This window comes from Photobacterium ganghwense, from assembly GCF_017329545.1.
GTDB lineage: Bacteria > Pseudomonadota > Gammaproteobacteria > Enterobacterales > Vibrionaceae > Photobacterium > Photobacterium ganghwense.
Genome location: NZ_CP071325.1, coordinates 1,930,311 through 1,956,456 on the forward strand (window position 1 = coordinate 1,930,311; position 26,146 = coordinate 1,956,456).

Consider the following 26,146-nt stretch of genomic DNA (forward strand, 5'->3'; position numbering starts at 1 on the left):
CACTTTCAAGATTTCCTAAATATAATTTTATGAGTAGCAGGTGCGCATGAAAAAAACCAAAAAAACATTAAAAAATAAAGAAAAAGACAAGACAAAATCAGAAGTGGCTGAGAACAAGAACATCCATAAAACCAGAAGAAAAATCGAAGATATTCTTGATAAACGCGACTTTGACAAGCTATATGAATTTTAGCTGATTGTTTAAGTTGTAGCGTTGAAAATGGTTTTGCCCCTCCACTAGTCGCTCGCTAAAAAACGAATAAAAATCCAAAGCTAATGTCCACCTGACTAAAACTGTGTGCAATGAAGCGCTTTTTCAAACAGCATAAATGGCGTTGTTTCGAAACCATAGAATGCTGTCATCATAAGCTAGAAAAAGCGGTATGAGCAGCTGGCGGCACCGACGTGTCACCAGCGGGTGAGAAGATACATATTCGATTGCAGATACTTCATGGTTTAGCCACAGTTTCGCTACTGCCGCCTCCAGCCACTCCAAACCGGGTAACCTTCCGAATCTCGTAGCACTAAAACATCATTTCCTTTGTGAACTTCGGACGCAATCAGTGCCGGCTCGTCATAAAAGATGATTCGAGACCCTTTGATGACGACTTTGTCCCCAGGCATAATTTTCATATCTTGTTTTTCAAGGTGCCATACTGGACCAAGGTGCACTGATATGTTGCCTTCGCTGGTCTTAACCGTAAGAACTACGCCTTCGTTCATTTGATGCATCATCGTAATCCTATCCACCGATACCACTTCACCAGTGATTTCCGTCATAGTCTTGGTGTCATACATCATTCCATAAGCAGAATGGTGTCCCCACCCTCCACTTCCATGCCATGTCATGCCTTGCTGGGCGAATACAGCACTGGCGTAAGCTATTTGTAGCAACGCCACCAGCAAGATGACTACGGTATTAGATTTCATCCTCAGACTCCTTTGCATCATCACATAGATGAATGACTGGTTGAGATTTTATCAGACACCCCATGGCAGTAGTTTGCTCAATTCGGAACTGTCTAGGGCAGCTTCCCTACAATGTTAGCTGTTTATCTAATTTAATTATGAAGCATGTGCGGCAGAACGAAAAAAGCCCCAAGAATCCTTGGGGCTTTTTTGTAATTAGCTTTGGGGCTAAATTGGGGCTTTTTTGGGGGCTAAATACCGCCCCATCTTCCATTTCACTGTTTATGCATACAGTACAGTAGAAATGAAAAAGCGCCCCTTCCGGAGCGCTCTCAATCTTATTCCCAATCAAGGATGACCTTGCCGGAACGCCCGCTACGCATGGCGTCGAAGCCTTTTTGGAAGTCATCAACCTTGAAGTGGTGAGTGATAATTGGGTTCAGATCCAGACCTGATTGGATCAGGCTCGCCATCTTGTACCAAGTTTCGAACATTTCACGACCGTAGATGCCTTTGATGATCAGACCTTTGAAGATCACCTGGTTCCAGTCGATGCCCATGTCTGACGGTGGAATACCCAGCAGTGCAATCTTACCGCCGTGGTTCATGCTGGTCAGCATGCTGTTGAACGCTGACGGTACGCCTGACATTTCCAGACCCACATCAAAACCTTCTGTCATGCCCAGCTCGGCCATCACATCTTCCAGTTTCTCTTCGGCAACGTTTACAGCTCGGGTTACGCCCATTTTACGCGCCAGATCCAGACGGTATTCGTTCACATCAGTGATCACCACGTGACGGGCACCAACGTGTTTCGCAACCGCAGCCGCCATGATACCAATTGGGCCAGCGCCGGTGATCAGCACATCTTCACCAACCAGGTCAAACGACAGTGCCGTGTGAACCGCGTTACCAAACGGGTCAAAAATCGCAGCCATATCATCAGAGATGTTCGCCGGGATCTTGAAAGCGTTAAACGCAGGAATCACCAGATATTCGGCAAATGCACCTTCACGGTTTACACCTACACCGATAGTGTTACGGCACAGGTGCGTACGGCCACCGCGACAGTTACGGCAGTGACCACAAGTGATGTGCCCTTCACCGGAAACACGGTCACCAATTTCAAAACCACGCACTTCCTGACCGATACCTACAACTTCACCCACGTACTCATGGCCAACAACCATAGGAACCGGGATCGTTTTCTGTGACCATTCGTCCCAGTTGTAGATGTGTACGTCAGTACCGCAGATGGCTGTCTTCTTGATACGAATCAGCAGATCATTGTGACCAAGCTCAGGCTTGTCCACTTCGGTCATCCAAATACCTTCTTCAGGCTTTAGTTTAGAAAGAGCTTTGATTTTCATGTGTTGTTCCTACTGCAGGGTAGAGATCCGGAGGCAGGTTTCACGGCTGCCTCCGACCCTAGAAATCCATGTTCTGTTATCGCACTGAATCAGCCGATAATCCCCATGTCTTTACCGACTTCGATAAAGGCATCGATAGCTTTATCCAGTTGCTCACGCGAATGCGCGGCAGACATCTGAGTACGAATACGTGCCTGACCTTTTGGTACAACCGGGAATGAGAAGCCGATAACGTAAATACCTTTCGCCAGCGCGCGCTCTGCAAACTCTGCAGCGACTTTAGCGTCGCCCAGCATGATTGGAATAATGGCGTGATCTGCGCCTGCCAGAGTAAAGCCGGCTTCAGTCATACGCGTACGGAAGTGAGCCGCGTTGTCCCATAGCTGATCACGCAGTGAACCGCTTTCTTCCAGCAGATCCAGTACTCGCAGTGAAGCTGAAACAATCGCAGGGGCCACTGAGTTAGAGAACAGGTACGGACGTGAACGCTGACGCAGCCAGTCAATCACTTCTTTTTTACCAGAGGTGTAACCGCCTGATGCACCACCCATCGCTTTGCCCAGGGTACCGGTAATGATGTCGATGCGACCCATAACATCGTGGTACTCATGAGTACCGCGACCGTTTGCGCCCATGAAACCAACAGCGTGAGAATCGTCAACCATGACCAGAGCATCATATTTGTCAGCCAAGTCACAGATAGCAGGCAGGTTAGCAACCACACCGTCCATAGAGAAAACACCGTCAGTCACGATCAGCTTATGGCGTGCACCCGCTTCATTAGCCGCGATCAGTTGCTGCTCCAACTCTGCCATATTGTTGTTCGAGTAGCGGAAACGCATTGCTTTACACAGACGCACACCGTCAATGATAGACGCGTGGTTCAGTGCATCAGAAATAATGGCATCTTCTGCGCCAAGAATGGTCTCGAACAGACCGGCGTTAGCATCAAAACAAGAGGTGTACAGGATTGTATCTTCCATACCCAGGAAGTCAGACAGCTTGCGCTCAAGCTCTTTGTGAGAATCCTGCGTACCGCAGATAAAACGAACGGAAGCCATACCGAAACCGTGCGTGTCCATCCCCTCTTTCGCCGCTTCAATCAGCGCCGGGTGGTTAGCCAGACCCAGGTAGTTGTTCGCACAGAAGTTCAGTACTTCTTCACCGGTGTTGATAGAAACAGCAGCTTTCTGCGCTGAAGTGATGATACGTTCGGATTTGTACAGACCTTCAGCTTTAACGTCTTCGATTTGCTGATTGATTTGGTCATAAAATGCGGCAGACATGATGTTCCTCTCATTATTGGCAAGACACCGCGCAGGCTGCTCCCGCTTGGTGGAAGTAAATAGTATGATTATTTACTTTTGCAATATTTCCATTTTTAGATTAGGTGACATACCTGCAAAAATGCTAATTTCACAGGTTACCTCATGTAACGCCATTCTAATCAAACCCCTTTCAGACTATTATCCCCTCTTCCGGAAAAGGACTCTTGAATTATGGACACAAATACATTAATTGCCCTGATGTCGGAGCTGGCCGTTTTTAAGATAGTGGTTGATGAGGGAAGTTTTACCGCAGCCGCCCGCAAACTCGGCGTCACTCCGTCAGCCCTGAGCAAACAGCTTTCTCGTCTGGAGCATACCCTGTCGACCAAGCTGCTCGAACGCACCACCCGTAAACTGGTTATCACAGAGTCCGGTAAAGGTATTTACAATCAATGCTGTACGCTAATTGAAGCAACTAAGCAGGTGGTTGAGTTCACCAGTTCGGAGCACACAACCCCATCGGGTTCGTTAACCGTCGCAGCGCCGAAAGCGTTTTTGAGCATTGTACTTCAGCCGATGGTGCTGCCGTTTTTAACGAAGTACCCGGACATCGAGCTCAAGCTGAAAGCTCGCGATGGAGAGATTGATCTGATCTCGGAAGGGATTGATGTGGTTTTCCGTCTGACGGAAAAACCGACCGAAGGGCTGGTTTTAAAGCAAATGGGTAAGGTCAGCCTGAGCTTATGTGGCAGCCCTGACTATCTGGCACAACGCGGTACACCCATGCACCCGACAGAGTTACGTCAGCACGACTGCCTGTACCTTGGCGAAACCCCCACCGATCATATTTGGGAGTTTGTTAAAGAAAATGAATCCCACACGGTCGCCGTGACAGGACGCTACGCCGTTAACCACTCCCAGATGCGCCTGCGTGGTGTTATGGACGGACTGGGAATCGGCATCTTTCCGGATTTTGTCATCAAAAAAGCACTGGAAGAAGGCAGCGTGAAACAGGTGCTGGCAGACTGGACAATTAAAGGCAACTATCAAGGTGACATTGCCCTGCAATTTGCGCAAACCAAATTCATGCCGGCTCGCCTGCGGGTGTTTATTGACTATGTGTCAGAACACCTGTCCAAATACACGGTGTCCTAAATTTATACCTCCGCCTCTTCTTGCTTTTGCCATTGGGCACGTTTTCGAACAGCTCACAAAGTGATTCAGAGGGAAGATTAGCGGCGCAGTGTTAACACTGCGCCCTTGCCTATTCAAGCCGGAGTGACTCCGGCTTTTTTACCACCTTGGTGTTCTATACTGAGACACAACACTCAGATTTCTTCGCTGCAGGCGATTTAAGACGATCAACCAACAATTATTTGCGTAAGACACTCAGACCGTTTCTTATCGTTGATCCAATCCGACAGGCGCGTCGTTAGATATTGGCAATGGCACAACGGCCATAACCCGCTTCAGACCGTGATTGACTAAGCCACTCTCCATACTCAGTCAACGGCGGAGGGAGAACGATGATGAAGATTTGTGTTCAATGGCTGATGATCCTCCTTCTCATGGCCGGATCACCGCTACTGCTCGCCTACCCTTACGGATCCATTCACTGGAATCACCGAACCATTCTGTACTTTGCACCTGAAAAAGATCAGCACGTCGACAGCTTCCTCAAAGAATCTCTGATGAATGATTGCCTGCTCAAAGAGCGGGACATCATGGTATTTGTTATGACGAAAGACGGCTTTAACCAACCTGGCGATCTTCTCAGCCCAGAAGAAGTACGCCGCCTGACCCTCAAATACAACATTGATGAAAGCAGCCATACCGCCATTCTGATTGGTAAAGACGGTAAAGAAAAATACCGTTGGCGCGATACCACCAATTGGCAGTATCTGACCCAGCTGATAGACAGCATGCCGCTGCGAAAAGAAGAAATCGCCGCCCAGACCAGCAGCCCCTGCTCCATTTAACTTAAAGATGGGGAGTGGCTTCATCAAAGTATGTCGTTCAAATCGAACCTTATTTTTCTCATCGACACACAGGTCAAATCCGCAAGCGTACATTTTTAATGTGCTGCAACAGACTGTTATTACAGCTACGCCCCGCACTACGCCTCCAAAAATTGAGGCAGGAGGATTTTATTTACCTGCAAAACCAGTAAGGTAGATCAACACTTCCATACAGGGGGCTATTAGTACAATGATGAATACGCCTTTTCTTTTCCACGGACAGGATCCATCGTGGATTGAAGTCACCGAACAGACTCTGAACCTTACACTGGTCAGCGATGCTGACACGCCAATTACCGCCATTTTTATTCGCTGCGAACCCGACAATGAAGAACGTCTTGTCGATATGGAGCGTGGCCAGCAGATGGGAAAACGGCAATTCTGGCACGGTCAAATTCCGCTGAATCAAGATAAAACCATGACGCATTACTGCTTTAAAGTCATGCAGAACAGCCGTCAGTGGTGGTTACATGCGCAGGGCATCAGCCCGCGAATGCCGAGCCGCCATCAGCATTTTAAATACAACCGACAAGATCACCCTCCGGGCTGGGTGAAACAGCAAGTGTTTTACCAGATCTTCCCGGATCGATTCTGCAACGGCGATCCGACAATCAGTGTTCAGGATCAGGAATATTGCCTGAGAGGGGATCAACTGCCTGTTATCGCCAAACAGTGGGGAGACGCGGTATCCGGCCATGACAATAATGAAGAGTGCGACAACCGCAACGGTGCCAGTGAGTTTTATGGTGGCGATCTGCAAGGCATTCACTCCAAGCTGGATTACCTGGCTCAACTCGGCGTCACCACGCTCTATCTGAACCCGATTTTTAGTGCCCCCAGCAACCATAAGTACGACACCACCGACTATCTGCGAATTGATCCGCACTTAGGTACGAATACACAGTTTGCCGAACTAGTGGCAGATATTCATCGCCGTGATATGAAAATCATCCTTGATGCGGTATTTAACCACACCTCGGTTGATCATCCGTGGTTTGATAAATACGGCAGACAAACGTCTACGCCAGGTGCTTACAATCATCCGGGTTCTCCGTATCGGGACTATTACCAGTTTGACGGCGCCACCAACCAGTACATCGGCTGGAACGGCATCGATACCCTGCCCAAGCTGAATTTCTCCAATCCGGAAGTTCAGAACTACCTTTACGCAGGTGACAACGCCGTTATCAAAACCTGGCTGCGGCCACCTTACAATATTGATGGCTGGCGATTTGATGTCATTCATATGTTGGGTGAAGGAGCCGGAGCAAAAAACAATGCCCATTACGTGAAAGCCTTTCGCGAGGCGGCGAAATCAGTAAATCCGGACTGCCTGATTCTCGGCGAACACTTCTTTGAAGCGACCCAATGGTTGCAGGGCGATCAGGAAGATGCGGCAATGAACTATTTCGGATTCGCCCACCCGGTGCGGGCCTTCTTTGCCCATAAAGATATTGCCTATCACAACTGCCAGATTGACGCCGAAGAACTGATCGCCTGGCTGGATGAAGCTCGGGCACAAATTCCGTGGCAGAACCAGTTGGCGCAGCTGAACCAGCTCGACAGCCATGACACCATGCGTTTTTTCACCCTGCTTGATGGCGATGAAGCCACCATGCAACTGGCACTGCTGATGCTGTTTGCGTACGTCGGTACACCGTGCCTGTATTACGGTACTGAAGTCGGGATGGAAGGCGGGATGGATCCGGATAACCGCCGTTGCTTCCCATGGGATAGCATTACCCAGCCAACCGAAAAAATCAGCAATACCTTTCAATATGTCCGTCAGCTTATTGAGCTGAGGAAGACGCGTCCGTCTTTACAGGCAGGTAGCTTGCAGTGGCTACATGGACAGAATAATGCGCTGGCTTTTTCTCGCTCAACAGAGCAAGAAACCACACTTTGTTTAATCAACAACAGCGACCATGCGGCGACCTTTACCCTGCCTCTGTGGCAGGTAGGCATAGAGGAAGGGACACTGACCGATCTGCTGACCGGGGATGAATGGAGTTGCAAACATGGCGAGCTGTCTCTGACGCTGGCGGGGAAAGAAGGTGTGCTGCTGAGTCACTGAATCTGACCGAAACGTCATTCAAAACAGATGAATAAAGAACAGGAGCCTGATGGTTCCTGTTTTATTTTGGCTGCTTTGCCTCTAGTACCGTCCACAGCGCCTGAAACAGTTCAGTTTTAAAGACGGGCTTGGTGACAAAATCGTTCATCCCGGCATTCAGGCAACGTTGTCGCTCAGTCTCCGAAACATTAGCTGTCAGCGCCACAACGGGAAGTTGATTGCTACCGTAGTATCGCCTGATGGCAGCCGTGGCCTCGATACCGTTCATCTGCGGCATCTGGCAGTCCATCAACACCACATCCGGTTGGTCGGCCTTCACGGCAGCCACCGCTTGCCGCCCGTCATCAGCAAATCTAATGCGGCTCATCCCCATCGACACCAGCAGGGCTTTTACTAACAGCTGGTTCACCTTGCTGTCGTCTGCCACCAGAACAGAGCACGCCTTAAACCGGGATAAATCACATGTCCGGAATGCCTCTTCAACAGGGAGGGTTCCCTGCGTGGCCTGATTCGCCGTCAGCGTCAGACAACATTCCACGCCTTTGCCTTTACTGCTGTTCAAGCGCAACCTGGCACCCATCAGCTTCGCAAGTCGACTGGCAATGGTCAGCCCGAGGCCAAGACCACCATAATGTTCTGCCACTGCAGCATCGGCCTGTATAAAAGGACGAAACACCGCCTGTAGACGATTGACAGGAATCCCTCCCCCGGAATCCTGAATGCGAATATCGATATCAACATAGGACAGCGGCACGCGTTCACTGACGGAACGGTCACCTTCCGGCTCGCCATTTTGTAACAATACTGCCGCTTGAGGTGTTAACGTCACACTCACCCTGATCTCACCGTCATCGGTAAACTTCACCGCATTATCCAGCAAGCAGCCAATGATTTTTTGCAGATGCTGGGTATCAAGCATGACGGGCAGATTAGCATCAGACGGAAGCCTGACATCCAGCCGAAGCCGCTTCTCTGTCGCGCGAGCAGTAATGTTATCGACACACTGCCTAACCAGTTGCGACACCCGCACGCACTGCATCTCGGTCACCACATCACCTTGCTCCAACCGAAGATAATCCAGCAAACCCTCGATCGAATGATTCAGTGTCAACGCGGCCTGTTTAATAAACGCGGTCTGCTCCAGCATCGGTGACACAGTTTCTACTGTTGACGCTGGTGTTGGCGCTGCTATTTCCGCCTCTTTTGCCGCTGGTAGAATTTCATCTTTATGGCTTTTCGCTTTTGCTACGTCACTTGCCTCTTTATCTATTCCTTTATTTCTTCCTTTATCTCCTCCTTTATATAGCGGCTTATCAGACAAAGCATGCTCATGTTCAAGGCATTGCACAAAGCCCAGAATGCCATTTAACGGCGTACAGAGCTCATGACTAACATTCGCCCATATATCAGGATATTGTTTCAATTGGGATGATACCGAGGAATCGAACGTTGATGGTGCTGGTTGCCGACAATCGCGAAGTTCTTCTGTTAACTGTTCGGTCATTGCCAAACCCGTTTCAAGCAGGCGTCGGGACTCCTGAGATTGCCTGTGAAGCCAGCGGTAGAGAATCACAAAAGCGGCACTAAGGCTCATCAGATAGATCACCAGCAGAGGCAGTGCTTTGCTGAAGGCGCTAAACCACATTACCGCAATACAGTAGTCAACCTGATACACCATCGACTTTTGAGGCGGGTCCCCCAGGCTCCCCGTAATATTGAGGGTCCACAATGGATACCCTTTCACCGAAGGGCAACACACAGAAGAGCAAAGCTGTGATTCACCAAGCTCTGATGCTTCAAGTTCTGTTGCTTCAAGTGCTGATACAGCAATCTCTGATGTACAAAGCCCTGAAGAACAAATTGCCTCCTCGCTTTGCCGGTGCGCCAGACGCGTACCGATAACCTCTACGCTGTTAACCTTATTATCCCCGGATAGAGTGACAACCAACCGGGTAATGTTGTCGTCATGCTTAAACAATTGCTCAACCAAGGCCTCAGCGTGCTTCAGGGTGAACGCCTCTTCCTTCAATCGGTCATCCGTCATGTACGGCATACCGGTTTTTGAGGGTGTTTCTGTTTTAGCAAACACGTCGGTGTCGACAGGCATAACCGGATGATCAACCCCACCCGCTTTGCCCGGCGCCTTCGCTCTGACATAGGCAGACCGCTCAGCACCGAGCGGCTGAGCCATACTCATCGCCAGTTGAACTGACTGTTCCGCTCTCAGCACCGTCAGCTTCGTGACGTAGAGCACCACCATCAGCAGGCTCATTACCATCACAAAGCTATAAATCATCACGATCACTCGTCCCAGCCTATGCTGTAGCCCAAATTGAGTTCGCCATGGGCGGCAAGTCGGCCTAAACCGGGAATGATCTGAACCAGAATGCACCATTGAGCTTCCTCATCACACATTCGGTGTTCCGCAGGCTGAGTTCTAAGTCGCAGGCACTGAGCCATCACAACCCAGTCACCAATACCCAACCATCAGGATTCCGAATGATACAGTTGCCACCTAACGCCTATCGCCTGTTGCTTGTGCTTGTGCTTGTGCTTGCTAGGCACATGCAACAACCACCAGACTTGCGAAGGGACGACTGTTTGAACGTTAAAAATGAAGGAGCAAAAAATCTGCCAACTTTGGGTAGGAAATAACCAATTGATTTTTAATGAGGTCTTTAAGGAAAAATCAGAGGGACAGCCTTAAAGCGGCGTATTACCGGATTCTGGATGCAAATTGAAAAGAATTTACTCAAAAAGCGGTGATATTTCATTCGCTAATTATCTGCTAAAAAAAAGTGCTCGGTAAGTTAAATGTGTTACATAGACGTTCACTCAAAGTTTGCGCACCATCACCTTTTATCACCGTTTTAGATCACATTTATAAATCATTAATTTTACTAGGATAAAAACGACGCAAACGTTACACTTCCCGCCATCAAAAATCATAACAATAACATCACAAGCCGAAAATAACGGTTTTACCTCTATCTTCCCTAAGTGAAAGGTCCAAACGAAAGATGAGTCCAGAAAAATACCTGCTAGACTGGCAAACCAGCCAAACCGACGCCGAAACCATCGCTCCACTGCTAGGTCAGCTATATCGCCAAAAAGGTGTAGAAGTGCTGCTATTTGGTCGTCAGGTAGTTAACACTTCAGTGATTGATCTAATCAAATCACACCGTCTGGCCCGCCGTTACACCGGCTGCGAAGTTTCACCGACTCAAACCCTGCCTTTAATCCAAGCGCTGACTGAACTGGATCTCTCTCCTTGTCGTATCGATGTCGGCCAACTTGCCGCGACATACTGGAAAACTAACAACGACGAAAGCAATATTCAGGACTTCCTGCAAACTGCACTGATTGAATCCATCAACAGCACGCAGTCTGTCGAAGCTCGTGACGTTGTTCTGTACGGCTTTGGTCGTATCGGCCGTCTGCTTGCTCGCCTGCTTATCGAGAAAAGCGGCCAGGGTTACCCTCTGCGCCTGAAAGCTATCGTTGTTCGTGGCGGTAAAGGTGGTGACCTGGAAAAACGTGCCAGCCTGCTGCGTCGTGACTCAGTACACGGCCAATTCAATGGCAGCATCACTGTTGACGAAGAGCGCAAAGCCATCATCGTTAACGGTAACTACATCCAGGTTATTTACGCGAACAGCCCTGCTGATGTTGATTACACCACTTACGGCATCAACAACGCACTGGTTGTTGATAACACCGGTATCTGGCGTGACAGCGAAGGTCTGAGCCAGCACCTGGCTTCCCCTGGCGCAGCGAAAGTTCTGCTGACCGCTCCAGGTAAAGGCGATATTAAGAACGTTGTATTTGGTGTGAACGAATCTGTGATTCTGGAAAATGACACCATCATCTCAGCCGCTAGCTGTACAACTAACGCCATTACGCCAGTACTGAAAGCGATTAACGACAAGTACGGCATTGACTCTGGTCACATCGAGACTGTTCACTCATACACTAACGACCAGAACCTGATCGATAACTTCCACAGCGGCGAGCGTCGTGGTCGTTCTGCATCACTGAACATGGTTCTGACTTCAACAGGTGCTGCGAAAGCTGTAGCTAAAGCGCTACCTGAACTGAGTGGTAAGCTGACTGGTAACGCAATCCGCGTACCGACACCAAACGTGTCTATGGCCGTTGCTAACCTGAACCTAAACTCAGAAGCTGAGAAAGACGAGCTGAACACATACCTGCGTGAGATGGCGCTGAACTCACCGCTTTCTGGTCAGATTGATTACACGCAATCAACTGAAATCGTATCCAGCGACATCGTAGGCTCACGCCACGCGGGTGTTGTTGACGGTGCAGCAACTATCGCTCAAGGAAAACGTTGCGTACTGTACATCTGGTACGATAACGAATTCGGCTACAGCTGCCAGGTTGTTCACTGTATGGAACAAATGATGGGTGTTCGTTACAAAACTTACCCAGAATTTGCTAAGAAATAAGCCCTACACATAATAATAACACTGTTGTACTTTTGAATTTGCCGCCATGTTTCCTGGCGGCTTTTCTTTATCTGCAACTTTTCTGCTTACAAACATTCACCTCCCCCTCTCTCACAGAGTCTTTCCGCAAACCACCACAACATCCCCTGCAACTGCCCTCTTTAAACAAATCTCAAAAACACAGCTTAAAACAGGTATTATCCGGTCTCAGGATCGAAAGATGTTTAACAAGAAGGATATTATGGCCATTTTAGACATACTCACCGCACCAGACCCAAGACTCAAGGTACAAGCCGAAAAAGTTGATGATGTTAAAGCGGTGCAACAACTTATTGATGACATGCTGGAAACACTTTACGCCACCAGCAATGGTATAGGTTTAGCCGCTACTCAGGTCGGCAGGAAAGAAGCCGTTGTTGTTATCGATCTTTCCGAGCAACGTAATGAACCTTTGATACTGATTAACCCTGACGTGGTCAGTGGGGCACATAAAACAATGGGACAGGAAGGGTGCTTATCGGTTCCTGACTATTACGCCGATGTCGAGCGCTACAGTTCGGTCGTTGTCTCGGCGCTTGACCGCAATGGAACTCCAATCACCATTGAAAGTGACGATTTTCTTGCCATTGTGATGCAACATGAAATTGACCACCTAGCCGGCCATTTATTCATTGATTACCTTTCGCCGTTAAAGCGCCAATTGGCATTAAAAAAGGTGAAAAAACACCTGAAAGCCAAATCCTTACCAGCAAAGTAAGCGTGTCGTCAGACATTCCTCAGCGTTTGATACCGCCGGATTTGCTTGATACTTAGAATTTCGCTTCATATAGCCTGATAGAGCCTCTGAGGCTTAATATCCGGGTGCTATTAACATTCGACTTCATCGAGGCTCTTATGGTCTGCTACAGCGCTTTAGGGCGGTTTTGAAACTCAGGTCATTAACTAAGGTCAATAGTTGCTGTGATTTGGATGACGTTGCTTATGGATGAGCTATAAATGCCTTGGCTGTGAATACCGCGATTCTGAAAGCTGTACTTCTGAGAGCTATGCTTCTAAATATGTGCTTCTAAAGGCTGGGAGTCTGCATTTTGAGCTTCGCAAAACAAAAAGCCTGCAACTTTCATTGCAGGCTTTTTTCATTCAGCGTTTCGCAGTGATCAGATCATTGCGAGGTAAACTGGTATGGAATTATTGTTTTGAACCCAGGTGTAGCCAGGTTTCAACAACTGTATCCGGGTTCAGAGAAACAGAATCGATGCCCTGCTCCATCAGCCACTGTGCCAGATCATCGTGATCCGACGGGCCCTGACCACAAATACCAACGTATTTACCCGCTTTGTTCGCCGCTTTAATGGCCATGCTCAGCATCGCTTTCACCGCTTCGTTACGCTCATCGAACATATGCGCAATTTCACCGGAGTCACGGTCCAGACCCAGCGTCAGCTGTGTCATGTCATTTGAACCGATTGAGAAGCCGTCGAAATACTTCAGGAAGTCTTCCGCCAGAATCGCGTTAGAAGGCAGCTCACACATCATGATGACTTTCAGGCCATCTTCACCACGGCGCAGGTCGAATTTCGCCAGCAGGTCGATGACAGACGCTGCTTCGCTGACTGTACGCACAAATGGGATCATGATTTCTACGTTCTTCAGACCCATGCGGTTACGAACACGTTTAATCGCTTCACACTCCAGTGCAAAACAATCCTGGAACTTAGGTGAAATGTAGCGAGACGCACCACGGAAACCGATCATCGGGTTTTCTTCCGTTGGTTCGAAGTTCATACCACCTACCAGGTTACGGTATTCGTTTGACTTGAAGTCAGACATACGAACAATCACACGCTTCGGCCAGAAGGCTGATGCCAGTGTTGAGATCCCTTCAGTCAGTTTCTCAATGTAGAACTCAACCGGATCGCTGTAGCCTACGATGCGTTTGTCGATTTCAGCTTTCAGCTCATCAGACTGCTCGCTGTAGTTCAGCAATGCTTTCGGGTGAATACCAATCATCTTGTTGATGATGAATTCCAGACGGGCCAGACCAACACCTTCGTTTGGAATACAAGCGAAGTCGAAAGCACGATCCGGGTTACCCACATTCATCATGACTTTCAGAGGCAGGGTTGGCAGGTCATCAACCGCTGAGCGACGAACTTCAAAGTCCAGCTCACCTTCGTAGATGTAACCAGTTTCACCCTGAGCACAAGAAACCGTTACTTGCTGACCAGTCTTCAGCAGTTCAGTCGCGTCGCCACAACCCACTACTGCCGGAATTCCCAGCTCACGGGCAATGATAGCTGCGTGACATGTACGGCCACCGCGGTTAGTCACGATAGCTGCCGCTTTTTTCATCACTGGTTCCCAGTCAGGGTCAGTCATGTCAGCAACCAGTACGTCACCTTTCTGAACCTGATCCATCTGAGACAGGTCAGATACCACACGAACCACACCACTACCGATACGCTGACCGATTGCACGGCCTTCAATCAGAGCTTTACCTGTGCCGTTCAGGTGGAAGCGTTCCATCACACTCGCATCATCACGAGAACGAACGGTTTCCGGACGAGCCTGAACGATGAACAGCTCACCAGTGATTCCGTCTTTTGCCCACTCGATATCCATTGGACGACCGTAGTGTTTCTCGATGATCAGCGCCTGTTTCGCCAATTCTTCGATTTCCTGGTCGTTCAAAGAGAACTGGTTGCGTTCTTGAGCAGACGTTTCCAGTGTCTCAACCTGAGTACCCAGTGCTTTACCGTCGGCGTAAACCATCTTAATCAGCTTAGAACCGATTGTACGGCGTACTACCGCCGGGTTACCGGCTTCCAGAGTTGGTTTGTGAACGTAGAACTCGTCCGGGTTCACCGCACCCTGTACAACCATTTCACCCAGACCCCATGAAGAGGTCACGAACACGACCTGGTCAAAACCAGACTCGGTGTCCAGGGTAAACATTACGCCTGAAGACGCTTTGTCTGAACGCACCATGCGCTGAATACCAGCAGACAATGCAACACCTTTGTGGTCGAAACCCTGGTGCACACGGTAAGAAATCGCACGGTCGTTGAACAGAGAAGCAAATACATGCTTAACGGCTTCAATAACAGAGTCGATACCGCGAATATTCAGGAACGTCTCCTGCTGGCCTGCGAACGAGGCATCCGGCAGGTCTTCTGCAGTTGCAGAAGAACGTACCGCGACAGACAGCATGTCGTCACCTTCGCCCAGCTCGGCGTAACATTTGCGGATATCATCTTCCAGGTCTGAAGGCAGCGGTGCATCCAGAACCCAATTACGAATAGTTTCCCCAGCCTGTTGCAGTGCGTTGACATCGTCAACATCCAACGAGTCCAGCAACTGGTAAATTCGCTCGTTCAGCGAATTCGCCTCCAGAAACTGGTTAAACGCATATGAGGTTGTCGCATAGCCATTTGGCACTTTAACGCCAGCGTTTGCCAGGTTAGCTACCATTTCACCTAATGAAGCGTTCTTTCCACCCACTTTATCAACATCGTTCATTGACAAAGCATCGTACCAGACAACATTCTGTTGCACGGTCATTCTCCTTTATTGGATTCAACAGGTTATATTGGGGCAGTTTCAGGCTAAACGATTGCGCCATCGTTTAAAAAAAACGCGGTCGCAACCGGTATAACCTTCCTATGCAAACGTCACACTCAAAAATGTAAACGAGGCATAGCCACCCTGTGTGGTTATTGTTATAAGTAATATTGAGCTTTAAGCTACAGAAATTTTTTAAGGATTCAACTTTTTATGCAGCCCAAAACTAATTTTCGTGACGTGTTTTACGTTTCTGATGGTACAGCGATTACTTCTGAGACACTTGGCCATGCTGTTCTGGGACAATTTGACATTGAAACCCGCCAAACGACCCTTCCCTTCGTCGAAACCATCGAACGAGCGGAATCTGTACGACGAAAAATTGAAGCGGCCTACGAAGAAACCGGTATCCGACCGCTTGTCTTCTATTCCATTGTAATCCCTGAAATAAAAGCGGTTATTGAGCAAGGCCCAGCGCATTTTTATGACATTCTGAACTCGCTGGTTGTCCCCCTGAAAGACGACCTTCAATTAGAGCCGAGACCAATGCTGCAGCGGTCTCACAGCATCAATAAAGATGCTGCCAGCTACCAGGATCGTATTGCCGCGATTGAATATACCCTTGCCCACGATGATGGTATTTCTCTCAACAATCTTGATCAAGCCGACATCATTTTGTTAGGTGTGTCACGTTGTGGAAAGACCCCTACCAGCCTCTATTTAGCCATGCAATTTGGAATTCGCGCCGTGAATTATCCTTTCATTGCAGAAGATATGAAGAGCCTGGTGCTGCCGAAAGCGATTGAACCGTATCGTTACAAAACCTATGGCCTGACTATCGATCCAGAACGTCTGGTTACCATTCGTCAGGAACGTTATGCCAACAGCCAGTACGCCAGTGCGATGCAGTGCGAGCAGGAACTGGACAAAGTGGAAGCCATGTTCCGCCGTGAAGCAATCCCTTATCTCAACACCAGCTCTCTGTCGGTAGAAGAAATTTCAACCCGTCTGCTGGACATGAGCGGGTTAAAGCGAAAGATGTGCTAAGCCGCTAAGCAGACTGACCGTTCAGCCTCGGCTATATGCCACTGTGGGCAGGTTCAAACCTGCCCCATTTATCTCAACTCAAGGTCTTATTCTTGTCTCAGCGCAAAATCTCATTCCTGAGAGCAAAAAAATCACACGCTTTCAGTCACTTATTATTTTCTTAATTTTCTCCCCGTTATTCGTCAAAAAATTATCAGTTCTTGCAATATGCTTATCCTGAGCTTCAGAAATTATTATAACGAGGTTCCTAGCATGATTAGGCCAGCGCTAACAATTCTCACGACCGTTCTTTTATTTGGCTGCGGCGGAGGTGGCTCAGACGGAGACCCCACCCCTTCTGTCAGTTCAATGGATGATATCAGTGTCAGAAAAGCCGGGATTGATTTAATTAATATTGTTAATGAATCAATCGACTTTTATGTCAAACAGACATCCGACAGTTCTCAGTTATTCGACGGCAATAATAAAGTTGCGACAGTGTTGGATAACGATGGACAATATCATTCAATTAGCTGGACCACATCAACACCAACAAAAGTCAATATTGGTGTGACCGATACCAATAGCCAGACTTTTGTTAATCAGGTGGATGATGTTTTGCTGAATAACTCAGAGAAGCTCTGGGCAGTATCCTGGGCAGACAGTGGTGACCTGATGCTGTCCACGGATCTGCATACACCATCACCGGTTGCAGAAAAGTACCGAATCAGGATATTTACAACGAAAGATACTCAGGTATTAACTCTGTCATCGGCGATGTCGACAATAGAAGTAAAAAAAGGCACCTTTTCACCCCACATGACATTAGACAATTGTAACGGTGAACTTTATTTAGGTGCGAACTCTGCCGATGTTTGTAATTTAGATATTGGGAAGTCATATCTTTTGGTGACTGATGGGGAACATCTGTTGTTAGCAGCAGAGGAATAATAACAATAAAAAAGAAATATAAAATAAATAAAAAACAAACTGGGAAATATAATAACGATAAAACTTGCGCTTTAAATTAATTATACGCAGGGAAAGTCTACTTATAACTAGTGCGTCAATCAGAGCTTGCTGTACATTGTACAGCATTGGGGGAGCGTCACTCTGAAACCTAAATAAGGTGACCACGACACAAAATCGTAGGCAGCGGTGGCAACAGCCCCGGCAATTTATGCCGGGGCTTTTTTTAGGATTTCAGAAACGAAACCTGATTATTTTGCTGTACCACTTACTTTGCCTGCGCCGCGACCAGCAATTCTTCATCCGATTTCTTCAGGAAAGCGTACGTCACACCGGTAACGATAGTACCGGCAGCAATCGCGACCAGATACATGAACACGGGTGTGATTGCATTCGGAATCAGCAGAACAAACAACCCACCGTGCGGAGCCATCAGTTTTGCGCCGAACAACATCGACAATGCCCCAGTCAACGCGCCACCCATCATACAACTAGGGATCACTCGCATTGGGTCACGGGCTGCGAAAGGTATCGCTCCTTCTGAGATAAAGCACAGTCCCAGAACAAAGGAGGCTTTACCGGCTTCTGCTTCGTTAGCATTAAACTTGCGTTTAGCCAGAAACGTCGCCAATCCCATCCCCAGCGCCGGTACCATACCAGCCGCCATAATGGCCGCCATCGGGGCATAAGTTTGTGAAGCCAGCAGTCCTACCCCGAAGGTGTACGCTGCTTTGTTCACCGGACCACCCAGGTCGAAACACATCATGGAACCCAGAATAATCCCCAGAAGAACAGCATTTGCTGACCCCATGTTATTTAGGAAATCAGTCAGTGCTGTCATTGCCGTCGAAACCGGGCCACCCACCACATAAATCATGATAAGACCGGTGACCAGGCTGGCAACCAGAGGAATAATCAGGATAGGCTTCAACGCTTCCATCGACTGTGGCAGTCTGACTTTATCTGCGACAAATTTCGCGGTATAACCGGCAAGGAAACCGGCTACGATCCCCCCCAGGAAACCGGCACCCGTTGAGCTAGCCAGCATACCACCAATCAGACCCGGCGCCAGTCCAGGACGATCCGCAATCGAAAATGCGATATAGCCTGCCAGCACCGGAACCATCAGCGCAAACGCCGAACCCCCGCCGATGCTCATCAGGGCCGCTGCCAGTGTGCCTTCTTCTTTAAATGCCTCAATACCGAATACGAACGACAGCGCAATAGCCAGACCACCAGCCACCACCAGCGGCAGCATGTGTGACACCCCGGTCATCAGGTGTTTATAGGCACCGGCTTTCTCTTGCTTTTGTTCACCGTCAGACGCCTGACCACCCTGATGGCGATAAACCGAGGCCGTTGAGAAAGCTTTTTCCAGTTCGGAGGCTGTTTTCTTCAGTGCCAGACCCGTACTGGTTTTATACAGTTTCTTACCGTCAAAGCGCGATAAATCCACTTCGATATCCGCTGCGATAATAACTAGATCCGCCGCCGCGATTTCTTCAGCCGTCAGCTGGTTTTTTGCGCCCACCGAACCACGGGTTTCAACCTTGATCTGATGCCCCTGACGCTTGCCTTCATCTTCCAGCGCTTCAGCCGCCATGAAGGTGTGCGCCACCCCGGTCGGACAGGCCGTAATCGCCACAATCCGCTTGGTGCCAGAAACGGGTAACGCTTCACTCGACGCACTTTGCTCTGAACTTAGCCCTGAGCTTGGTATAGAACTTGGCACGACGCTCTCAGCAGTCTGCAATACAACGGCATTGGTAACGGCAATTTCAAGGAAAGCTTTTGGATCGGCCAGACAGTCAGCAATACAGGCCTGATAAACTTTCTTACCCACAAAGCGACGGGTATCGACCGCCGTGTCAGCAACGATAACAATACAGTCTGCATCATCAATTTGTGCCTGAGTCAGTGTCTTACCCGCGACGACTGAAGACTGGCACTCAATACTTGTTGTCCATTTCAGATCGGCGGACGCTTTTTCCATCAATCCCGCCGCAATCACACTGTTTGCAATACCGCTAGGGCACGCTGTTAGAATCGCTAATTTCATATCAAAACCCTCTGATCCGCGTTAGCACGTCACGTTATCAATCCGGACACTTTCTTTTACTTTCAGCACTTGCTCGATGTCTTCCACACCGACGCCGACCTGACTCACGGCCAGCGCAGACAATGCCGTTGCAAAACTCAGTGTCTCTTCTTTGTTCCAGTTATTCAGGTGTCCCCAGCACAGCCCGGCTACTAATGTGTCACCGGCCCCGACAGTACTTACCACTTGCATTTTCGGAGGCTGAGAACGCAGCCAGCCGTCTTTGTCCAGCCACATCACCCCTTCAGCCCCCAGTGATACCACCACATTGTCGATCGCTTTGGTTGCCAACTGCTCTGCGGCCGATTTAAGCTCTGCTTGATGAGCCAGCGGCTTGCCCGCCCAGTCAGATAATTCTTCATCATTGGGTTTCACCAGCCATGGTGCGGCTTCGAGACCCGCCGTCAGCGCGGCTTTGCTGCTGTCAAACAGCACTTGCTTGCCTTGCTCATGCAGTGTTGCGATCCATTGTGCGCATTGTTCAGGCGACAAACCGCGTGGCAGACTGCCTGAGATAACAAACACATCGTGGGTTTCCGCCAGCGTAAACAAGGTGCGTTCGAACGCAGCAATGTCATCCGCCCCGACTTCAACACCCGGGAAATTAATGTCGCTGACACGGCCGTCCTGCTCCACCAGCTTTACGTTTATACGGCTGGCACCTTTCACCCGGACAAAGGCATCTTCTGCACCCAGCTCGGCAAACAGTTGACAGAAAGGCTCCTGATTATCCGCTCCCAGCAAACCGGTCACGGTCACTTTCGCCCCGAGTTCGGCCAGTACTTTGGCAACATTCACGCCTTTTCCAGCCGGATGCAGACTGCCGCTTTCCACCAGATTCACCGCGCCCGGCGTCAGGGATGCCAGATTACCGGTCAGATCCAGCGCCGGATTCAGGGTAACAGTGACAACACGTGGTGCATTTTGATTGACTTGACTCATCATCTGCCCTCACCCAGACCATCGGCAATGGCCTGACCAATAGCGGCCAGCGCCTCATCAGCGTCATCACCTTGCGCTGTAAAGGCCAGCTCATGACCTTGTTTAACCCCAAGGGCGATCACTTTCATCAAACTCTTGGCATTCACGGCTTTACCATCCCCATTCAGGTTGGCAACCAGAATGTTGGCATCAAATTTCTTCGCAACACTCACCAGCATCGCTCCCGGACGGGCATGCAGACCATGCGGGTTACGAATTTTGAACGTCTGGCTGTTGCCTTCAATCACTTCTTCGGTCAGCAGCGCAACGATCTTGTCAGCAGCAGAGGTGAACAGTTTGTCAGCCTGCTGCTTGTACAGCAGTTGCGCCAGGTAAGTGAGATTTTTTACATGTGCGCCATTACACGCAGCCACAAACAGCAAGCCTTTTACCGGCTGCCCCTCTTCCTTAAAGGCTGTAGCAGGAGTGACCAATGACAGCGTGGTACGAGTAACACCGGCTCGGCTTTTTGCCAGCCATAATCCCTGCCCCAGATACGTCGCGCCTGTTGCGATGGCTGCTGCCACGGTTTCGTTCGTGGCAGACTGACGGTTTTTCACCAAGCCGGCCGCCACGGCCGTCAGCTGAATCAGATCGGTCGCCGGGAACTCGAGCTGAATCAGTGATTCATCAAAATCGGCTTCCAACTGTGTTTCACCGTTCAGAATCGCGATCACCCCTTCTGCGTTTTCTGCGGTACGCAGTTTTTCTTCCACGCCGTCAGCGGACAGCACTTTGGTCAGTTGCTTGAGAATGCCAAGGTGTTCATCCGACTTGGCAGCAATACCAATTGCCAGATACACGGTTTTGTCATCCCCCCAGCTGACGCCCTGCGGAAAATGATGAATACGCACGCCAGTCTGCTTAACCAGACCGCGGGTGTCTGTTGTACCGTGCGGAATCGCAATGCCGTTGCCAAGAAAAGTGGAATTCTGTGCTTCCCGATCCAGCATCCCCTTCACGTAACCCGTTTCAACCAGCCCCTGCTGCTCCAGACCGGCCGCAATGGCTTTGATGGCTTCCTGCTTGTCTGCCGCAGCTTGCTGTAGCTGAATATCTTTTGTCGATAATGTCAGCATGTATTCACTCCCATTCTGTTCAACCCGGTGAGGATATCCTGCCTCTTCCCGTCTAAGTCTAGTCTACCCCTTGCTTACTGAATCGTTTCAGCAAAAGGGGAAATAAAAAGTTTCAGCACAATAAATGGAATAACTCGCTCTCTGCTGAAACCTTTCAGCTTGAATGCTGAATGGTTTCAGCTAATAATGCAAATGTGTTCGACGGTTCATGATTCAATCTATGATCCGCCGCACAAAACAGGATCGGGAAGCCGTTACCCTAGCCATTCAGGATCCATGATCCTGAATGGCTCACCGGGGCGAATGCCTTTTCGGAACGAGACAGCCTTTGCGTATGCCGACCAAGCCAGTAGAATGCAACGGTCTGCCTACCTCGTTAAGAAAAAGAAATCACATGAAGCTAGACGAAATTGCCAAACTTGCCGGAGTCTCCCGCACGACAGCCAGCTACGTCATTAACGGCAAAGCGGAGAAATACCGCATCAGTGACAAAACCCAGCAAAAAGTCATGGCGGTGGTTAACGAGCATAACTTCCGTCCGGATCATGCGGCCACGTCACTGCGGGCAGGCAGCAGCCGTTCGTTTGGCCTGATCATTCCCGATCTGGAGAACAGCAGCTATGCCAAACTGGCAAAACTGCTGGAGAGCAATGTTCGTCAGGCGGGTTATCAGCTGATCATCTCCTGCTCTGATGATGATCCGGAGACCGAAATGAAAGTGGCTGACACCTTGTTAAGCCGCCGCATTGATGCCCTGCTTGTGGCCAGTTCGCTGCCCAGTGACAATGCGTTTTACAAACGGATTCAGGCCAGCGGTGTGCCGGTGGTTGCCATCGACCGTGCACTTGATGATGAAGTGTTTGCCAGTGTGATCAGTGAGGATCTGGACGGAGCCTATGCCCTGACGCTTAGCCTGTTGCAGGAAGAGGTATCCAGTATTGGCCTGATCGGCGCAGTACCTGAGCTGGGTGTGTCCCGTGAACGTGAACAGGGTTTCCTGTCGGCAGTTCGAACTTACAGTCAGCAGAAAGATCAGCCTGAAGTGAAAACCCTGATTGCCAATGGCGATCATTTCAGCCAGAAGCAAGGGCAATACCTGGTGGAACAATGGATTCAGCAGAACATCATGCCAGATGCGATTCTGGCCACGTCTTACACCCTGTTTGAAGGGGTTCTCGATGCCCTGCTTGCAAACCCTTCCCTGATGCAGCGCACGCGACTGGCAACATTTGGTGATAACCGGTTACTGGATTTTCTGCCGATGAAAATACAGTCGCTGCCTCAGCAATTTGAACTGATTGCGGACAGTGCGCTGGAGCTGACACTCAATGCGATTGCGGGACGTTACCGGGCGGGCGTTGAGGTGATCCCGCGCAAAATCGTTAATCGTTAATCAGAAAAACAGTTCAGAACAATAATTCAGAAGAACAGTTATCGCCGACTGTTCCGTGGAAGCGGCGATAACTGCTTACTCATGGCGCTTAAGTTTTGCATTTATGACACGTGCACCTATCTAAAATGCACCGCTCACAAATACAGTAATCAGGTAAACCACTGACTCAGTGCGACTTTACTCAGTCGATACAGCCGTTTTGCCTGATCGCCTAACGCGCCACGCGCATGCTCAAGCCGACGCCGGTTGAGCTGTGTATTAACGCCATCCTCAAACGCTGCCAGCAGGCTTTCCCCCACTTTCTCCAGCTGATAGGCCGGTTGCTGATCTGGCATGGCAATCACCACTGCATCATCCGGCTGCAACTGAGCGATGTTGTACGCCAGTGCCGCCTGAATATTCTCAGCTTTCCGGTTGGTCGGCTGGTCCAAACGATACGGAGGATCCCATTCGGTAACCGGCGACAGACGATCCACCTGATTCAGCAGCATGATGATTTTAGGCCGCTTGCGGCTGCGATGTTCCGGTTGCTGATAAAAAGTATCAAGCACCTGTTTGAAGGCGACATCAAGCTGTCTGGCCGGTTGATTGGCTTTTACGACCCAGAGCACCACATCGCTGTTCGTCACCTGTTTCAGCAGTAATTTCTGATTGGCTTCGGTTCCGTCTATGCCGGGCAGATCCACCAGATGAATACAATCAATGCCTTCCACCTCGCATTTATGGATCACTACACTGTCAGTTGTCGGAATGGCATTCACCTCGGCGACCAGGTTTCCGATAAAGGCATTAATCAGCGACGATTTACCGGCACTGATCTGCCCCAGCAGAGCGACCCGCAACGGCTCAATTTCGGCCGCAAGGTGACTCTGATCGGTTTCGTGGCCATGACTTTCCCCCAGTTCATCGTCAGCCAGAGCAAACCGGCCGCTGTACAGGTCAATGGCAACTGAGATCACCTCCTGCATCAGCACCTTCTTCAGTTTGTACTGTACGTCCACGTTCACTTCATCAAACAGGTAACCCAGCACTTGTCCCCGGGCTTCAGCAATCCATCCGGCAGGCGTGACCAGTCGAAACAGCCGGTAAACATCATAGACCTGTTTGGCCGTATCCAGCTTCTCTTTGTACAGGTAACCCTGTTTAAGGGTTGACAGTTTCAACTGCTCGGCAAAAGGCACATGTTTGAGCAGAAACCGGCGGTATCGCTGACTGACGTTTTCCAGCATCAGCAAAAACTCCGGCGCAGTAAAAGCCAGCGCCTTCCCCTGCCGTTCTGGGTGGTATTGCCCGGCCACTTCCATCGCCAAATCTGTGCCCAGTTCACGCAGTGAAGGCCAGGTCGTGGTTTTATCAAGCCTTGCATCCAGCTCTCGGTTCACCGCTTGCCAAACCTCGCGTTCGAAGCTGCCCCATTCACCAGAAGGCGCAACCTGATAGTCCCCTTCCAGCTCGAAATCGGTCATCGCTTCCACGTTAGCCCGGCGTCGCTGTAAGCTGAGATAACCGATTAGCACCAGCAAGGCCGATCCGGCCAGCACCAAAGACAGCAGTAACCAATAGTCATTCTGAAACACACTGACCAGCCCGAGCCAGGCCAGCACCAGTAACGGCAGCGTCAGGGCTGCCATGAGCAACGGCACGACACCGGCGGACAGACGAGATAACATCCCGAGGCTATTTTTTGTTCTTTTCATTATGATCTCCGGCCTTGGCGCGCAATCCGTTAACGCCACTGGCTTTTACCTGTTTCAGTGCCTCTTCAAACACGCTTTTCACGTCCTGCGCAGTCACCGATTCCCCTTTGCTTAGGTGGTAGAGGTACTTACAGGCGGCACGCCCGATGGCATAGGTCATGGCAAAGCTGACCGCAACAGCCACCGCGCTGCCGACGGTCTGGCCATACACTGGCACCAGCTTGACGATTTGTCTGACACCCAGCTTGGTCAGGTACTTAAGGGCAAATGTTCCTCCCAGCAGACCGACAAACTCTACAAAACGCTGCCGTGTCCATGTCACGCCATAGTGACCGCCCAAACTGTGCAGCATTTTGCCCTGAATAGCCGGAACCGAAACCAGCCCTACCGCGGGCAACGCATCGGATGCCCCCGCTGTACCGGCATACCACAATACTTCCCGCTGCAAGGTCGCAAAATTCCTATGTTCCGCGTCTTTATGCTGCTGCTCCTGACGCAGTAAATACAACACCGGCATCAACTCGGCCAGCTGCGCCGTCAGGGCTGACCAGCCATGCGGTGCCTGCGAACCAGTACTATCCGAAGACTCAAAAACAGCAAAATCCACCTCGACCGAAGTGAACGACTTTCCCCAGACTGCCGTGACCTGCGCCTGGTTATGGGCTATCGCCTGCTGGCGCTGATCACGTTGCGGAATGGATAAACAACCGGTATGCACCAGCAGCAACGACTGGATTCGGGCATCTTTACGGATTTTCTCCAACGCGCGCAGCACGTCACCCTGCTCAGGCTCTTCAGCTTTCATGACGACGATCAGTGCATGGCTCTGACTCAGGCAGGCGGCAATGTCTTCTGCCGGATCATAACTGGCTTCCGCCAGTCCCCGAGTATCAAGAAATCGAATGATCGGATTATCCTGCGGAAATGCATAAGCCACTGAGGTTTGCGTGCAGGGTTGAAAACCATTGCCGATTTCAATTGCGCTGTTTCCGGTCACGGATTCAATCAGAGAAGACTTGCCCGCACCGGTTTTTCCCAGTAACCAGAGCGTGGGCAACTGGGCTTCCCATTGCTCACTGGCGGGAGAAAGATCAGGATTTTTGGATGGATTCAGGTATTGATAAATTTGTTCAAAGAACTGCTGCATGACAACCCCGTTGCTTGCGATACTGCGACCACGATAACAGACTCAAAAGGTTTCATATAGCAACTGTATAGTGCTGCTGGTAGCAGAATA

The 26,146-nt window shown here is 49.8% G+C and carries 19 protein-coding genes; 9 read left to right on the forward strand and 10 right to left on the reverse strand.

The window, feature by feature from the left end; translation table 11 throughout:
* Positions 1-46: 46 nt before the first annotated feature.
* Positions 47-193 carry an adenosine deaminase gene (locus FH974_RS08895; RefSeq protein WP_107193796.1) on the forward strand — a complete coding sequence of 49 codons (147 nt, stop codon included), beginning with the start codon at positions 47-49 and terminating at the stop codon, positions 191-193.
* Between the two features lie 278 nt (positions 194-471).
* On the opposite strand, the gene FH974_RS08900 is transcribed toward FH974_RS08895, so the two are convergent.
* The 3 genes from FH974_RS08900 to FH974_RS08910 all read right to left on the reverse strand — a co-directional run bounded on the left by FH974_RS08900 (position 472) and on the right by FH974_RS08910 (position 3,565).
* A complete protein-coding gene (locus FH974_RS08900) occupies positions 472-930 on the reverse strand; it encodes a MamS/MamX family magnetosome protein (protein WP_047885601.1) in 459 nt (152 codons plus the stop codon).
* A 317-nt stretch (positions 931-1,247) separates the two neighbouring features.
* Positions 1,248-2,279, reverse strand: a complete 1,032-nt coding sequence (tdh, locus tag FH974_RS08905; RefSeq protein WP_047885602.1) for an L-threonine 3-dehydrogenase — start codon at positions 2,277-2,279, stop codon at positions 1,248-1,250.
* 89 nt (positions 2,280-2,368) lie between these two features.
* Complete coding sequence (locus FH974_RS08910) at positions 2,369-3,565, reverse strand: glycine C-acetyltransferase (protein WP_047885603.1); 1,197 nt, start codon at positions 3,563-3,565, stop codon at positions 2,369-2,371.
* Positions 3,566-3,778: 213 nt separating this feature from the next.
* Between FH974_RS08910 and FH974_RS08915 the strand changes: the two genes are divergently transcribed.
* The 3 genes from FH974_RS08915 to malZ all read left to right on the forward strand — a co-directional run bounded on the left by FH974_RS08915 (position 3,779) and on the right by malZ (position 7,639).
* Positions 3,779-4,702: a LysR family transcriptional regulator gene (locus FH974_RS08915; protein WP_047885604.1), complete on the forward strand. Its 924-nt coding sequence runs from the start codon at positions 3,779-3,781 to the stop codon at positions 4,700-4,702.
* A 371-nt stretch (positions 4,703-5,073) separates the two neighbouring features.
* Positions 5,074-5,526 carry a DUF4174 domain-containing protein gene (locus FH974_RS08920; RefSeq protein WP_242551812.1) on the forward strand — a complete coding sequence of 151 codons (453 nt, stop codon included), beginning with the start codon at positions 5,074-5,076 and terminating at the stop codon, positions 5,524-5,526.
* Positions 5,527-5,758: 232 nt separating this feature from the next.
* The gene (gene malZ / locus FH974_RS08925; protein ID WP_047885717.1) at positions 5,759-7,639 is read left to right on the forward strand and encodes a maltodextrin glucosidase; all 1,881 of its coding nucleotides are present in this window, start codon (positions 5,759-5,761) and stop codon (positions 7,637-7,639) included.
* A gap of 61 nt (positions 7,640-7,700) precedes the next feature.
* Here malZ and FH974_RS08930 read toward each other — a convergent pair whose 3' ends face one another.
* Complete coding sequence (locus FH974_RS08930; protein WP_242551885.1) at positions 7,701-9,935, reverse strand: response regulator; 2,235 nt, start codon at positions 9,933-9,935, stop codon at positions 7,701-7,703.
* Between the two features lie 724 nt (positions 9,936-10,659).
* On the opposite strand from FH974_RS08930, the gene FH974_RS08935 reads away from it, so the two are divergent.
* Together FH974_RS08935 and def are read left to right on the forward strand one after the other, a co-directional pair.
* Positions 10,660-12,105 carry a glyceraldehyde-3-phosphate dehydrogenase gene (locus FH974_RS08935; RefSeq protein ID WP_047885607.1) on the forward strand — a complete coding sequence of 482 codons (1,446 nt, stop codon included), beginning with the start codon at positions 10,660-10,662 and terminating at the stop codon, positions 12,103-12,105.
* Between the two features lie 241 nt (positions 12,106-12,346).
* Entirely contained in the window at positions 12,347-12,862 is a 516-nt protein-coding gene (def, locus tag FH974_RS08940; RefSeq protein WP_047885718.1) for a peptide deformylase, read from the forward strand.
* A gap of 431 nt (positions 12,863-13,293) precedes the next feature.
* On the opposite strand, the gene ppsA is transcribed toward def, so the two are convergent.
* Positions 13,294-15,660 carry a phosphoenolpyruvate synthase gene (gene ppsA / locus FH974_RS08945; protein ID WP_207103204.1) on the reverse strand — a complete coding sequence of 789 codons (2,367 nt, stop codon included), beginning with the start codon at positions 15,658-15,660 and terminating at the stop codon, positions 13,294-13,296.
* A 219-nt stretch (positions 15,661-15,879) separates the two neighbouring features.
* Here ppsA and ppsR point away from each other — a divergent pair, with 219 nt between their 5' ends.
* On the forward strand, positions 15,880-16,713 hold the full coding sequence (gene ppsR / locus FH974_RS08950) for a posphoenolpyruvate synthetase regulatory kinase/phosphorylase PpsR (RefSeq protein ID WP_047885608.1): 834 nt from the start codon (positions 15,880-15,882) through the stop codon (positions 16,711-16,713).
* A 252-nt stretch (positions 16,714-16,965) separates the two neighbouring features.
* Positions 16,966-17,643 (forward strand): hypothetical protein, encoded by a 678-nt coding sequence (locus FH974_RS08955; protein ID WP_146149652.1) that lies wholly within the window; start codon positions 16,966-16,968, stop codon positions 17,641-17,643.
* Positions 17,644-17,929: 286 nt separating this feature from the next.
* Here FH974_RS08955 and fruA read toward each other — a convergent pair whose 3' ends face one another.
* Genes fruA through fruB form a run of 3 tightly spaced genes read right to left on the reverse strand, consistent with a single transcriptional unit; the run spans position 17,930 to position 21,819 of the window.
* Positions 17,930-19,720, reverse strand: a complete 1,791-nt coding sequence (gene fruA / locus FH974_RS08960) for a PTS fructose transporter subunit IIBC (RefSeq protein ID WP_207103205.1) — start codon at positions 19,718-19,720, stop codon at positions 17,930-17,932.
* A gap of 21 nt (positions 19,721-19,741) precedes the next feature.
* The gene (pfkB, locus tag FH974_RS08965; protein ID WP_207103704.1) at positions 19,742-20,701 is read right to left on the reverse strand and encodes a 1-phosphofructokinase; all 960 of its coding nucleotides are present in this window, start codon (positions 20,699-20,701) and stop codon (positions 19,742-19,744) included.
* Positions 20,701-21,819 (reverse strand): fused PTS fructose transporter subunit IIA/HPr protein, encoded by a 1,119-nt coding sequence (gene fruB, locus FH974_RS08970; RefSeq protein WP_207103206.1) that lies wholly within the window; start codon positions 21,817-21,819, stop codon positions 20,701-20,703. Before fruB ends, pfkB begins: the two co-directional genes overlap by 1 nt.
* Before the next feature lie 394 nt (positions 21,820-22,213).
* Here fruB and cra point away from each other — a divergent pair, with 394 nt between their 5' ends.
* On the forward strand, positions 22,214-23,212 hold the full coding sequence (gene cra, locus FH974_RS08975) for a catabolite repressor/activator (RefSeq protein WP_047885613.1): 999 nt from the start codon (positions 22,214-22,216) through the stop codon (positions 23,210-23,212).
* Positions 23,213-23,361: 149 nt separating this feature from the next.
* Here the strand turns inward: cra and FH974_RS08980 are convergent, their stop codons facing one another.
* Both FH974_RS08980 and FH974_RS08985 read right to left on the reverse strand, forming a co-directional pair.
* Positions 23,362-24,909: a GTPase family protein gene (locus FH974_RS08980; RefSeq protein ID WP_207103207.1), complete on the reverse strand. Its 1,548-nt coding sequence runs from the start codon at positions 24,907-24,909 to the stop codon at positions 23,362-23,364.
* Positions 24,890-26,056 carry a YcjF family protein gene (locus FH974_RS08985; RefSeq protein ID WP_207103208.1) on the reverse strand — a complete coding sequence of 389 codons (1,167 nt, stop codon included), beginning with the start codon at positions 26,054-26,056 and terminating at the stop codon, positions 24,890-24,892. Before FH974_RS08985 ends, FH974_RS08980 begins: the two co-directional genes overlap by 20 nt.
* Positions 26,057-26,146 lie beyond the last annotated feature (90 nt).